Below are 12,676 nucleotides of genomic sequence, written 5' to 3'. Positions count from 1 at the left end.
GGCGGGATCCATTGCTGGAGCTCGCCCTGGAAAAAACCAGGCAGGAGGACGCCAGACGTCCTCCCGCGTTTCACTGCATCAGGCCGCGCCTTGGCCTTCGGCGAGGAAGAACCAGGTTTCGAGTACCGAGTCCGGGTTCAGCGACACACTTTCGATGCCCTGTTCCATCAGCCACTTGGCAAGGTCCGGATGGTCCGAAGGGCCTTGGCCGCAGATACCGATGTACTTGCCGGCCTTGTTGCACGCGGCAATGGCGTTGGCCAGCAGCTTCTTCACCGCAGGATTTCGCTCGTCGAACAGGTGGGCAATGATGCCCGAGTCACGGTCCAGGCCCAGGGTCAACTGGGTCAGGTCGTTGGAGCCGATCGAGAAGCCGTCGAAGTATTCCAGGAACTCTTCGGCGAGGATGGCGTTGGACGGCAGTTCGCACATCATGATCACGCGCAGGCCGTTGTCGCCGCGGGCCAGGCCGTTTTCGGCGAGCAGGTCGACAACCTGGCTGGCTTCGCCCAAGGTGCGTACGAACGGCACCATGATCTCGACGTTGGTCAGGCCCATCTCGTTGCGCACACGCTTCAGTGCACGGCACTCGAGCTCGAAGCAGTCACGGAACGATTCGCTGATGTAACGCGAAGCACCACGGAAGCCCAGCATCGGGTTTTCTTCTTCCGGCTCGTACAGCTTGCCGCCGATCAGGTTGGCGTACTCGTTGGACTTGAAGTCCGACAGGCGCACGATGACCTTTTTCGGGTAGAAGGCCGCCGCCAGGGTGCTGATGCCTTCTACCAGCTTCTCGACGTAGAAGCCGACCGGATCGTTGTAGCCGGCGATGCGCTTGTCGACGCTTTCTTTCAGGTCTGCAGGCAGGCCCGCATAGTTCAGCAGCGCCTTGGGGTGCACGCCGATCATGCGGTTGATGATGAACTCCAGGCGTGCCAGACCGACACCGGCGTTGGGCAGCTGGGCGAAGTCGAAGGCGCGGTCCGGGTTGCCAACGTTCATCATGATCTTGAACGGCAGTTCCGGCATGGCATCGACCGAGTTCTGCTTGATGTCGAAGCCCAGTTCGCCTTCGAAGATGAAGCCGGTATCGCCTTCGGCACAGGAAACGGTCACGCCCTGGCCGTCTTTCAGTACCTGGGTAGCGTTGCCGCAACCGACAACCGCCGGGATACCCAGCTCACGTGCGATGATCGCCGCGTGGCAGGTACGGCCACCGCGGTTGGTGACGATGGCGCTGGCGCGCTTCATCACCGGCTCCCAGTCAGGGTCGGTCATGTCGGAGACCAGCACGTCGCCCGGCTGGACCTTGTCCATTTCCGATACGTCGTTGATGACACGAACCTTGCCGGCACCGATACGCTGGCCAATGGCACGGCCTTCGACCAGCACGGTGCCTTTCTCTTTGAGCAGGTAGCGTTCCATGACGTTGGCGCTGGAACGGCTCTTCACCGTTTCCGGGCGAGCCTGGACGATGTACAGCTTGCCGTCGTCACCGTCCTTGGCCCACTCGATGTCCATCGGGCGCTGGTAGTGCTGCTCGATGATCATGGCCTGCTTGGCCAGCTCGCTGACCTCGGCATCGGTCAGGCAGAAGCGTGCGCGCTCGGCGCGGTCGACTTCGACGGTCTTGACCGAACGGCCGGCCTTGGCTTCGTCGCCATAGACCATCTTGATCGCTTTGCTGCCCAGATTACGGCGCAGGATGGCCGGGCGCCCGGCCTGCAGGGTGTTCTTGTGCACGTAGAATTCGTCAGGGTTGACCGCACCCTGCACCACGGTTTCGCCCAGACCATAGGCGCCAGTGATGAATACCACATCGCGGAAGCCCGACTCGGTGTCGAGGGTGAACATGACACCGGCGGTGCCGGTTTCGGAGCGGACCATGCGCTGCACACCGGCAGACAGGGCTACCAGCTTGTGATCGAAGCCCTGGTGGACGCGGTAGGCGATGGCGCGGTCGTTGAACAGCGAAGCGAACACTTCCTTGGCCGCACGGATCACGTTATCGACGCCGCGGATGTTGAGGAAGGTTTCCTGCTGGCCGGCGAAGGAGGCGTCCGGCAGGTCCTCGGCAGTGGCCGAGGAACGCACGGCAACGGCCATGTTGTCGTTGCCGGCGGCCATTTCGGCGAAGGCCGTACGGATTTCCGAATCCAGTCGTGGCGGGAATTCGGCCTCCATGACCCACTGGCGAATCTGCGCGCCGGTCTTGGTCAGGGCATTGATGTCGTCAACGTCCAGCGCGTCGAGCGCAGCGTGAATCCTGTCGTTCAGACCACTCTGTTCGAGAAAATCGCGGTACGCCTGCGCCGTAGTGGCAAAGCCGCCCGGCACCGATACACCAGCACCTGCAAGGTTGCTGATCATCTCGCCCAGGGATGCGTTCTTGCCCCCCACATGCTCCACATCATGGACGCCGAGCTTATCGAGGGAAACTACGTACTCTACCAAGGTGATCTCTCCACTAACTGTGTTGGAAAAGCTCAAAAGGCGCCCGCCTGTCTTCTTTGACTTGGCCGGGCGTTTGTGGCCTGTACCTGGAAAATAGGCTCTGCAAATGTGGCAGAATGTCGACAGCCGCATTCGGCAAACCGAACTTATCATATCCAAGAATCGTCATCAGCTTAAGGCCCAGATCGCAAATGAAACGAACCGCGTTCTTCATCTCCGACGGCACGGGTATCACTGCCGAAACCCTGGGCCAGAGTCTGCTCGCGCAATTCGAGAGCATTCCCTTCAACAAATTCACCCGTCCTTACATCGATTCGCCGGACAAAGCGCGGGCCATGGTCCAGCAAATCAACGCGGCGGCCGAGCGGGACGGGGTCCGCCCGATCATCTTCGATACCATCGTCAACCAGGACATCCGCGAGATCCTGGCGACGTCGAATGGCTTCATGATCGACATCTTTTCTTCGTTTTTATCCCCGCTCGAGCAGGAATTGATCGCCCATTCGTCGTATTCCGTGGGCAAATCCCACTCGATCGGCGGCAATTCCAACTACATGGAGCGCATCGAGGCGGTGAATTTCGCCCTGGATAACGACGATGGTGCACGCACCCACTACTACGACAAAGCCGATCTGATTCTGGTTGGCGTGTCGCGTTGCGGCAAGACCCCAACCTGCCTGTACATGGCCATGCAGTTCGGCATCCGTGCCGCCAACTACCCGCTGACCGAAGACGACATGGAGCGCCTGCAGCTGCCGGCGGTGCTGAAAAAGCACCACAACAAGCTGTTTGGCCTGACCATCGACCCCGACCGTCTCACCGCCATCCGCCACGAGCGCAAGCCCAACAGCCGCTATTCCAGCTTTGCCCAGTGCGAGTTCGAAGTACGTGAGGTGGAAAGCCTGTTCCGCAGGGAGAACATCCCCAACATCAATTCCACGCATTTTTCGGTGGAAGAGATTTCGGCGAAGATCCTGGTTGAGAAAGGTGTGGAGAGACGGTTCAAGTAAACCTGTCCGGGCCCGCCCCCTGTAGGAGCGGGTTCACCCGCGAAAGGGCCAGCCCAGGCATACAAAAAAGCCCCGGCATCACTGCCGGGGCTTTGTTTTACCTCACTACAAGGCTCAGGACGGCACCGCCGCCGCCTGCCCGCTCATGGCCAGATCGACCAGCTCGCGGTTGGCCACCGCGTACATCGCATAGTCAGTACCCGTGGCATTGCGCAGGTCGTCGAGCATGGCGCGCCAGCGCTCCACCATTCCCCGGTGCTGCTCTGCCCACAGTGCCACGCGGGCATCCATGTCTTCCGGTGCATCGGCCATCTGCAGGACCGAAATGGTGATCGCCCGCTGCTGCAAGTCGATATCGTCGCGGAATGCCTCGCGGGCCAGCGCCTGCCAGTTGTTTTCCACCGGCAGGTTGCTGATTTCCTGCAGGTACCAGGTCAGGTCCAGCGCGCTGCCCACGGCGAAGAACGCCTTGGCCACCTGCGCCGGCTCATGGCCGGTAACGTCGGCCGCTTCAATGATCGGCAGCAGGGTGTACAAGTGGCTGGTACCCGCCACCATACGCGCCAGCAACTCCGGCACACCGGCCTCGACAAAGCCCTGGTAGCGCACCATCCAGCGTTCGCGGGTGGGGCCTTCGAGCAGTTCATCAAGTTTCAGCCCCAGCTGCGCGATCTTCGGCCCGAAGTGCGCGGTATCACGCCCGGCGTCCTGTTCGTTGCGGCGGCTACGCAGGAACCAGCGGGTGGCACGACGGCCCAGGCGCATCAGCTCGTCCATCAGGGTGAGCTGGATTTCTGCGGGCACCTGATAGTCCAGCGCCTCGATCTGGCGGAACCAGTGCGGCAGGTGGAAGATGTCGCGCACGATCACATAGGCCCCGGCCACGTTGGCCGGGCTCATGCCGGTCGACTCCTTCAGGCGCTGGACGAAGGTGATACCCATGTTGTTGACCAGGTCGTTGGCGATCTGGGTGCTGACAATTTCCCGTTTCAGGCGGTGGCGACGCATGGCCTCGGCGAACTTGCTGACCAGGGACGGCGGGAAAGCGGTGTCCATGTCACGGGTCAGGTAGTCGTCGTCCGGCACCAGCGACTTGAGCAGTTGCTCCTTGAGGTCGATCTTGCTGTACGAGATCAGCACCGACAGCTCGGCGCGGGTCAGCCCATGGCCGGCAGCCAGGCGTTCGGCCAACTGCTCCTCGGACGGCAGGAATTCGATGGCGCGGTCAAGTTTGCCCCGCGCCTCAAGGTCGGCCATCAGGCGCTTGTACTCGGCAATCCGCTCGCGGGCGCGGCGGGCGGCCAGCGACAGCGCCTGGGTCTGCTTGTAGTTGTTGCCCAGCACCAGCCCGGCCACTTCGTCAGTCATGCTGCCCAGCAGCTGGTTGCGCTGCTTCTCGGTCATGTCGCCACCCTGCACCACTTCGTTGAGCAGGATCTTGATGTTGACCTCGTGGTCGGAGCAGTCCACGCCGCCGGCGTTGTCGATGAAGTCGGTGTTGGTGGCGCCGCCGTTCAGGCCGAACTCGACGCGGCCGAGCTGGGTCATGCCCAGGTTGCCACCCTCGCCCACTACCTTGCAGCGCAGTTCGTTACCGTTGACCCGCAGCGCATCGTTGGCCTTGTCGCCGACATCGGCGTGGCTTTCAGTGCTGGCCTTCACGTAGGTACCGATACCGCCGTTCCACAGCAAGTCCACCGGGGCCTTGAGCAGCGCGTTAAGCAGCTCGGTCGGGGTCAGTCGGTCGGGTTCGATGGCGAAGCGTTCCTTCATCTGCGCACTGATGGCGATGCTCTTGGCACTGCGCGGGAAGATCCCGCCGCCTTCGGACATGATGCTGGTGTCGTAGTCGCTCCAGGCCGAGCGCGGCAGGTCGAACAGGCGCTTGCGTTCAGCGAAGCTGGAAGCGGGCTCCGGGTTGGGGTCGATGAAGATATGCAGATGGTTGAACGCTGCCACCAGTTGCAGCTTGTCGGACATCAGCAGGCCATTGCCGAACACGTCGCCGGCCATATCGCCCACACCAATGACGGTGATCGGGTCTTCCTGCACGTTAATGCCGCGCTCGCGGAAGTGGCGCTGCACGCCCACCCAGGCACCGCGCGCGGTAATGCCCATCTTCTTGTGGTCGTAACCGGCCGAGCCGCCGGAAGCAAAAGCATCGCCCAGCCAGAAACCGTAGTCGATCGCGATGCCGTTGGCGATGTCGGAGAAGGTCGCAGTACCTTTGTCCGCCGCTACCACCAGGTACGGGTCGTCATCGTCATGACGTACCACGTTGGCCGGCGGCACCACGCCACCGTCCTTGAGGTTGTCGGTGATGTCGAGCAGGCCGGAAATGAAGATGCGGTAGCACGCCACGCCTTCGGCAGCAATCTCGTCACGGCTGCCGCCAATCGGCAGACGGCGCGGCAGGAAGCCGCCCTTGGCGCCGACCGGCACGATGACCGAGTTTTTCACTTGCTGGGCTTTGACCAGGCCCAGCACTTCGGTGCGGAAGTCTTCTTCGCGGTCGGACCAGCGCAAGCCGCCACGGGCGACATTGCCAAAGCGCAGGTGCACGCCCTCGACGCGTGGCGAATAGACGAATATCTCGAACTTTGGCACCGGTTTGGGCAGTTCGGGGATCAGCTTGGGGTTGAACTTGAAGCTGAAGTACGACTTGTTCTGGCCGTTTGCGTCTGGCTGGTAGAAGTTGGTACGCAGGGTGGCCTTGATCAGGTCCAGATAGCGCCGCAGGATGCGGTCTTCGTTGAGCACCTGCACGTCGTCCAGCGCAGCCAGAATGGCCTGCTCCAGGCGCTGCTGCTTGTCGTCAAGGTCGTCCTGGGTGAGCTTGCGCGCCAGGTAGAAGCGGGTCTTGAACAACCGGGTGAGCTCGCGAGCGATATCGGTGTGGTTGTTCAGGGTGCTGGCGATGTAACCCAGGTCAAAGCCCAGGCGAATCTGCTTCAGGTAACGGGCGTAAGCGCGCAGCAATGCCACGTCGCGCCATGGCAGGCCGGCAGTCAGTACCAGGCGGTTGAAAGCGTCGTTCTCGGCGTCACCACGGACGATGTGGATGAAGGCGTCCTGCAGGGTGTCGTTGAGCTGCTGGATGTCCAGGCTCAGGCCTTCGCTGTAGGTAAAGGCGAAGTCGTGGATCCAGTATTCGCGGCCATTGGCATGGCGCAGGCGATACGGGAACTCGCCGAGCACACGCAGGCCAAGGTTTTCCAGAATCGGCAGCACATCGGACAGCGCCAGCGGGGTGTCGGCGTGGTACAGCTTGCAGTGCAGGGTGCGCTCGCCAACCTGGGTCAACGGCTGATAGAAGCTCATTGCCAGCGGCTTGCTTTCCGACAGGCTCAGCACATGCTGCAGGTCGACTACCGCCGAGTGCGCGGCGAAGCGCTCGCGGTACCCGGCCGGGAAGCCTTTGGGGAAATCGGCGAGGATGTTGGTGCCCTGGGCTTCGCCGAAGTTCTCCACCACCAGTGCCGAGTAATCGTCATGCCACGAGCGGCAGGCCTGGATGACTTCGCGCTCCAGCTGCTGCGGGTCGATGTCGATGCGGTTCTTGGGGTCGACCCGCAGAATCAGTTGCACACGGGCCAGAACCGATTCGGAGAAGAAGGTCCAGAACTCGCAGTCGCTGGCCTTCAGGCGCTCCATCAGCACCTGCTGGATCTTCTGCCGCACTTCGGTGGAGTAGATTTCCCGCGGGACGTAGGCCAGGCAGTAGCAGAAGCGGCCGTACGGGTCTTTGCGCAGGAACACGCGGATCTTGTTGCGCTCCTGGATTTGCACGATTGCCATGACCGTGCTGAACAGCTCGTCGATCGGCGTCTGGAACAGGTCGTCACGCGGCAGCACTTCCAGCACCTGGGCCAGTTCCTTGCCCAGGTGAGCCTTGGGATCGAAGCCCGAACGGCGCTCGACTTCGGCCACCTTCACGCGAATGTACGGAATGGCATGCACGCTTTCGCCATACACCGACGAGGTGTACAGCCCCATGAAGCGGTGCTCCTTGATGACCTTGCCGTCGGCGTCCAGCTGACGGATCGACACGTAGTCCGGATAGGCCGGGCGGTGCACGCGGCTGGGCAGCGCGGCCTTGGCGAACGACAGCAGCAGCGGCTCGTTGAGGTAGGCCACAGCGTAGTCTTCGATGCGCAGCTCTTCTGCGGTCAGGCCCACGCGCAGGCGGCGTGGCAAGCCGAGGAACGACTGCTCGTCGTAGACCATCTGGCCGCCATCGGCGTCGCCCTTGACGGTGAATTCTTCATAGCCCAGGAAGGTGAAGTGGTTATCCAGCAGCCACTCGAGGAAGGCCTTGACTTCGCTCTTTTCGTTTTGGGCAGGGCCAAAGGCGGTCTGTTCCACCTGCGCCACCACGTCACGCAGTTTGGCCTTCATCGGTTCGAAGTCGGCCACCACCACCCGTACCTCGGCCAGCACCTGCTCGATTTCGCGGGTCAGCACTGTCAGCTCGGCGGCATTGGCGCAGCGGTCGATCTCCAGATACATCAGTGACTCGTAGCACACGCCCTCGCCCTGGGTACCCTTGGGCAGCAGTTCCAACAGCTCGCCTTTGGCGCCACGGCGCACGCTGAGCACGGTGGTTTGCAGGGTGTGGATGCTGTAGCCACGGCGGTTGAGCTCGGTGCGCACCGAATCGACCAGGAACGGCAGGTCGTGATGCAGCACTTCGACCACGGTATGGGTCGACTGCCAGCCATTGCGTTCGTAATCAGGGTTGTACACCCGTACTTGCGGATATTCGGGGTCGAAACGCTCGATGATGCGCCAGGCTGACAGGGTGCAGCCGGCCAGGTCGGAAAGCCTGCGTTGGGTGAGTTCGTCCAGAGAGATGATGCCGAAGAACTGCTCGGCGAACAGCGCCACTTGTGGCAGGGACTGCTCGCTGATGTGCTGCGCCAGGGCCGCTTGCAGTTGATGCTGGAAGTCGGCTTTGCTGGCTGCGGTGAAGAACGCCATCTGTGGTACTCCGCTTGGGCTTTGTAATAATTGAAGCGTCGCTGCGTGCGCCGTGTACGGATCAACGATAGCCAACCCGTGGCATGGCGGACGGTAAAAAACCAGACGTTGAACGTGCGCAGGCACGCCCAGGGCTCGCCGAAGCTTAACGACTGATCGGTCATCTACGCTTGCAGCGCTGCGACAATTTCGGTCAAGGGGGGGTAACTTTACGTTTATGCCTGTACGCAAGACTGTCAGAATCCCCTTCCGTTTCCTTTGATTCGAGCCTGCTCATGCAAATCAACACCGCCCTGCTGTTCGCCACCCCTTGCGATGACGAGGAAGACAACATGGCGACCCTGTGTTGCCACAGCGACAAAGGTCAGATGTTCCTGCTTACCCGCTACCCGGACGAGGACACCGTCGACCTGACCCTGGATGATGAGCCGTCGACGCTGGATGGTCTTAAAGTGACCCTGAGCGCCAAGCGCCTGCTGATTGAAGTGGCGGCCGGTGACCGGGACGCGCTGAAGGGGGATGAAGTGCTGGAGATCAACCTGACCAGCGAGTTGAGTGACATGGATGAAGTGAAGGAAACCCTTGAAAACATCCTGGCCGGTACTGGAACCTTGGTCTGCGAGCTGTAGGAGCGGGTTTACCCGCGAAGCAGGCACTGCGGGGATGGCATGGAATCTGAGTGCCCCGCAAAGCCCTAGCCCAATGCTGCCTGCATTTCTTGCGCCTGCACCCGCAACGCCTCGCAAAACGGCTCCACCGCTGCCGATGCCGGCCGATGATCCGGGCGTATCAGCATCACCTGATACGGCACCGACACCCGTAACCGGCGGATCGGCAACCCGCCTTGCGCCGCCTCCAGCCCGCTCAGCGGGTTGATGATCGCCACCCCCAGGCCTTGCCTGACCATGGCGCACACCGAAGCTGCACTGGTGGTTTCGATCACCGTGCGGCGGTTGACCCCGGCCGCACGAAAGTGCTGATCCAGACGCTGGCGGTAGGTATCCAGACTGGCCAGGTTGATGAAATCGACCTCATGGAAATCACTCAGCTCCAGTTCAGCCTTCACTTGCAGCGGGTGATGCTCGGGCAACACGCACACCATGTTGGCACTGAACAGCAATTCACCATACGCGCCACGTGGTATCTGTTCGACTTCAGTCAGGCCAAGGTCATGCTGCTGGGCAACCAGTGACTCCTCCAGCAAAGGCGACTCCTGCGCCAGAATGCTCACGCTCACGCCGCTGTGCTGCTGGTGAAAGCGCTGGCAAGCCTTGGGCAACAAGGTTTGCGAGAACAGCGGCAGGCAGGTGATGGCCAGCCGGCCCTGCTCGAAGTTGCGGATGGCCTGGGCAAAGCGATCGATCCGCTCCAGCCCGACGTAGGCGCGCTCGACCTCCTCGATCAGCAGCAACGCCTGGGCTGTGGCCACCAGACGCCCTCCCTCACGTTCGAACAGGTTCAGGCCAGTCACCTGCTCCAGCCGCGCCAGTTCGCGGCTGACGGTGGGCTGCGAGGTGAACAACAGGCGCGCCGCCCCTGTGACGCTACCGGCCGCCATAATGGCGCGGAACACTTCGATGTGGCGAACGGACAGTTTCACGGCAATACCCGGAGAGTCGACAATTGGTATATCAGATATGAATAGCTGGCAGAAGAATAGCTATTTTTCTGAATTCACCCTTTGGCGCATCCTCGTGGCCTTCCTTATACGAGTAACGCCACCATGACCGCACCCTTCACCCTCCTGGCCGAGGCGGTTCGCCAGCACGGCTCGCCGCTATGGGCATACGACACCCGCACCATCGCCGATCGTGTCGAGCAACTGAGCGTATTCGACACTGTACGTTTCGCCCAGAAAGCCAACCCGAACGTGCATGTGCTGCGCCTGATGCGCGCCCATGGTCTGGTGCTGGATGCAGTGTCGCTGGGTGAGATGGAGCGGGCCTTCGCCGCCGGCGCGAGCGTTGACGGTGACCCTGCCGGCGTGGTGCTGACCTGTGACGCACTGGACCGCCCCACCCTGGAGCGAGTGGTGGCCTCGAAGATCGAAGTCAACGCAGGCTCCATCGACATGCTGCGCCAACTGGGTGAACGCTCGCCCGGCCACCGCGTGTGGATCCGCATCAACCCGGGCTTCGGCCATGGCCACAGCCGCAAGACCAACACCGGCGGCGAAAACAGCAAGCACGGCATCTGGCATGAAGAGCTGGACGAGGCGCTGGCGTGCATCAAGGCCTATGGCCTGCACCTGGTGGGCGTGCACATGCATATTGGCTCCGGGGTGGACTACCAGCACCTGGAACAGGTGGCCCGCTCGATGATCGAACTGATCGGCCGCCTGGGCGTGGACATCGAGGCGTTCTCCATTGGCGGCGGGCTTTCCACCCCTTACCGCAGCACCGACAAACCGGTCGACCTGCAGCGCTATGCGCAGACCTGGGCGGTAGCGCGCAAGGAAGTCGAAGCGATGCTTGGCCACCCCGTGCGCATGGAAATCGAGCCAGGGCGTTTCCTGGTGGCCGAGTCGGGCTACCTCGTGGCCGAAGTGCGCGCCGTCAAGCAAGTGGGCCGCAATACCTTCGTCATGATCGACGCCGGCTTCAACGACCTGATGCGCCCGGCGATGTACGGCGCCTACCACGGCATGACCCTGCTTGATGCCAACGGCCAGCCGGTGGACCGCCCACGGCAACCGACTGTGGTGGCCGGGCCGTTGTGTGAATCGGGTGACGTGTTCACTCAGAATGACCAGGAACTGACCCCGCAGGACCTACCTCAGGCACAGGTGGGCGACCTGCTGGTGATTCACGATGCCGGCGCCTATGGCGCGTCGATGTCGTCGAACTACAACAGCCGGCCGCTGCTGCCGGAGTTTCTGATCGAGGGCGGGGTGTTGCGGATGATCCGCCGGCGGCAGACGGTGCAGGACCTGCTGAGCCTGGAGACCGACATCATCCCGTGACCGCTTCCCGTAGTCCGCCCATGTAGTGCTCCAGGCGACTACGCAGCCAACGCTCGGCCGGGTCGCTGTCAGTGGTGCTCAACCAGACCATGGCCAGCTCCAGTGCAGCAGTCTCGAACGGCAGCGTCTCGGCCTGCAGGTTGCCCCAGCGTTCCATACCCTGTGCGGCATAGTCCGGGCAGCAGGCCAGCAGGTCGGTACCGGCCAGAATCGCCGGCAACGAACTGAACTGTGGCACCGACAAGACCACCTTGCGTTCACGGCCGATGTCTTTCAACCAGTCGTCGACCACACCCTGGGTGTTGGCGGTCGGCGAAACCTGGACATGCGGGCGTTGGCAAAACTCATCCAGTGAAAGCGGCGTGGTGGACTTGTCGGCCCGCACTACCCTGGCCTGCATGGTGCGTAGCACCTTGCGTTTGGCATTGGCGGGCAGGCCCTTGGTCTGGCTGATACCCACCGTCACGTCGCCCGCCGCCAGCAGGTCCGGAATGCGCCAGTAGTCCACATGCTGCACGACCACCACCACGTTTGGCGCCTCCACCCGCAACGCCCGCAACAGCGGCGGCAACAGGCCCGACTCGACATCATCGGACAAGCCAATGCGGAAGGTCATCTTGCTGGTCAGCGGGTCGAAATCATGGGTCATGCTGAGGGCCACGGACATCGCATCCAAGGCTGGCGTGAGGTACTTGATCACCTCTTCGGCCCTGGCCGAGGGCTCCATGCGGTTACCCACACGAACCAGCAACGGGTCGTTGAACATCGTACGCAACCTGGCCAGCGCCGCGCTGACCGTGGGCTGGGCGACGAACAGCTTCTCCGCGGCGCGGGTGAGGTTGCGTTCCTGCATCAGCGCTTCGAACACCACCATCAGGTTGATATCGGCTTTGCGCAGTTCGTTGCGGTTCATGGGTGCTCTCGGGCCGTGCTTGTTGTGTGGGTTCAATTTCAGCATCAACAAGCATCCTAGCCGAATCGAAACCTGCACTGCACCCTACGCAATCGCCATCGCCCCGTACTGAGCGACCGGGGTGATCTTCGGCTCTCTTCTCTTCCGCGCCCCTGCCGTGCACCGCCCAGGCGTTGACTCGCGAAGCGGTCATTCATGATGCCGACACTTTTTTGGCCGCCATTCGCGCAGTGCGTTGAATGGCGGGTTGGGTGGTCGGCGAGGGGATCGGGTCAGGGCCAGCAGGGGCTTGCCACAACCTGTTTGGCGCCTGGGAGATCGAGCGCCGCCTGTATGGCGGTAGAGGTGCGTCGCCTG

At 62.1% G+C, this 12,676-nt stretch carries 7 protein-coding genes; 3 read left to right on the top strand and 4 right to left on the bottom strand.

Translation table 11 applies throughout. The annotated features are described in order from the left end of the window. Window positions 1–78 precede the first annotated feature (78 nt). On the bottom strand, window positions 79–2,454 hold the full coding sequence (gene ppsA, locus ACF8EA_RS04465) for a phosphoenolpyruvate synthase (protein ID WP_020193548.1): 2,376 nt from the start codon (window positions 2,452–2,454) through the stop codon (window positions 79–81). A gap of 191 nt (window positions 2,455–2,645) precedes the next feature. Here ppsA and ACF8EA_RS04460 point away from each other — a divergent pair, with 191 nt between their 5' ends. Continuing rightward, a complete protein-coding gene (locus tag ACF8EA_RS04460; RefSeq protein WP_021785502.1) occupies window positions 2,646–3,464 on the top strand; it encodes a pyruvate, water dikinase regulatory protein in 819 nt (272 codons plus the stop codon). A gap of 114 nt (window positions 3,465–3,578) precedes the next feature. On the opposite strand, the gene ACF8EA_RS04455 is transcribed toward ACF8EA_RS04460, so the two are convergent. After that, window positions 3,579–8,444, bottom strand: a complete 4,866-nt coding sequence (locus tag ACF8EA_RS04455; protein ID WP_392521173.1) for an NAD-glutamate dehydrogenase — start codon at window positions 8,442–8,444, stop codon at window positions 3,579–3,581. 275 nt (window positions 8,445–8,719) lie between these two features. Between ACF8EA_RS04455 and ACF8EA_RS04450 the strand changes: the two genes are divergently transcribed. Continuing rightward, window positions 8,720–9,073, top strand: a complete 354-nt coding sequence (locus ACF8EA_RS04450) for a hypothetical protein (protein ID WP_014591821.1) — start codon at window positions 8,720–8,722, stop codon at window positions 9,071–9,073. A 65-nt stretch (window positions 9,074–9,138) separates the two neighbouring features. Here ACF8EA_RS04450 and ACF8EA_RS04445 read toward each other — a convergent pair whose 3' ends face one another. Continuing rightward, a complete protein-coding gene (locus ACF8EA_RS04445) occupies window positions 9,139–10,044 on the bottom strand; it encodes a LysR family transcriptional regulator (RefSeq protein ID WP_021785504.1) in 906 nt (301 codons plus the stop codon). A 123-nt stretch (window positions 10,045–10,167) separates the two neighbouring features. On the opposite strand from ACF8EA_RS04445, the gene lysA reads away from it, so the two are divergent. After that, the gene (lysA, locus tag ACF8EA_RS04440) at window positions 10,168–11,406 is read left to right on the top strand and encodes a diaminopimelate decarboxylase (protein ID WP_392521172.1); all 1,239 of its coding nucleotides are present in this window, start codon (window positions 10,168–10,170) and stop codon (window positions 11,404–11,406) included. Here the strand turns inward: lysA and ACF8EA_RS04435 are convergent. Further along, on the bottom strand, window positions 11,396–12,319 hold the full coding sequence (locus tag ACF8EA_RS04435; RefSeq protein WP_172402883.1) for a LysR family transcriptional regulator: 924 nt from the start codon (window positions 12,317–12,319) through the stop codon (window positions 11,396–11,398). The two genes, lysA and ACF8EA_RS04435, sit on opposite strands and share 11 nt — an antisense overlap. Between the last annotated feature and the right edge of the window lie 357 nt (window positions 12,320–12,676).

It is taken from the genome of Pseudomonas sp. YQ_5, assembly GCF_043103305.1.
In the GTDB taxonomy this organism is placed as follows: Bacteria; Pseudomonadota; Gammaproteobacteria; order Pseudomonadales; family Pseudomonadaceae; genus Aquipseudomonas; species Aquipseudomonas putida_Y.
The sequence above is the reverse complement of the archived record's forward strand: the minus strand, read 5'-3'. Positions and strand labels throughout refer to the sequence as shown.

Excerpts from the sequence above, each read along its gene's own strand:
- ACF8EA_RS04450 (WP_014591821.1), top strand. The coding sequence starts at position 8,720 with ATGCAAATCAACACCGCCCTGCTGTTCGCCACCCCTTGCGATGACGAG.
- lysA (WP_392521172.1), top strand. The coding sequence starts at position 10,168 with ATGACCGCACCCTTCACCCTCCTGGCCGAGGCGGTTCGCCAGCACGGC.
- ACF8EA_RS04435 (WP_172402883.1), bottom strand. The coding sequence starts at position 12,319 with ATGAACCGCAACGAACTGCGCAAAGCCGATATCAACCTGATGGTGGTG.
- ACF8EA_RS04460 (WP_021785502.1), top strand. The coding sequence starts at position 2,646 with ATGAAACGAACCGCGTTCTTCATCTCCGACGGCACGGGTATCACTGCC.
- ACF8EA_RS04455 (WP_392521173.1), bottom strand. The coding sequence starts at position 8,444 with ATGGCGTTCTTCACCGCAGCCAGCAAAGCCGACTTCCAGCATCAACTG.